This window comes from Streptococcus mitis (assembly GCF_002096855.1).
Taxonomy (GTDB): Bacteria; Bacillota; Bacilli; order Lactobacillales; family Streptococcaceae; genus Streptococcus; species Streptococcus mitis_Y.
This window is the reverse complement of the sequence record NZ_NCVH01000018.1, coordinates 1-272: the sequence shown is the minus strand read 5'-3', so window position 1 is coordinate 272 and position 272 is coordinate 1. Positions and strand designations below refer to the sequence as shown.

Genomic DNA, 272 nt, shown 5'->3' with positions numbered 1-272 from the left:
TGCACGCTCGTTCAGTCGGACCATACTCAACCGTTACACAACAACCACTCGGAGGTAAAGCTCAGTTTGGTGGACAACGTTTCGGTGAGATGGAGGTTTGGGCTCTTGAAGCCTACGGTGCGTCAAATGTCCTTCAAGAAATCTTGACTTACAAGTCTGACGATATCAACGGACGTCTGAAAGCTTATGAAGCCATTACAAAAGGAAAACCAATTCCAAAACCAGGTGTTCCAGAATCCTTCCGAGTTCTTGTCAAAGAATTGCAATCTCTT

1 protein-coding gene is annotated in these 272 nt (G+C 45.2%); it reads left to right on the top strand.

Annotated elements, in window-relative coordinates; genetic code table 11:
• Positions 1-272, top strand: a 272-nt coding sequence (locus B7698_RS00630) for a DNA-directed RNA polymerase subunit beta (RefSeq protein ID WP_142358042.1), incomplete at both ends; no start/stop codon positions are given.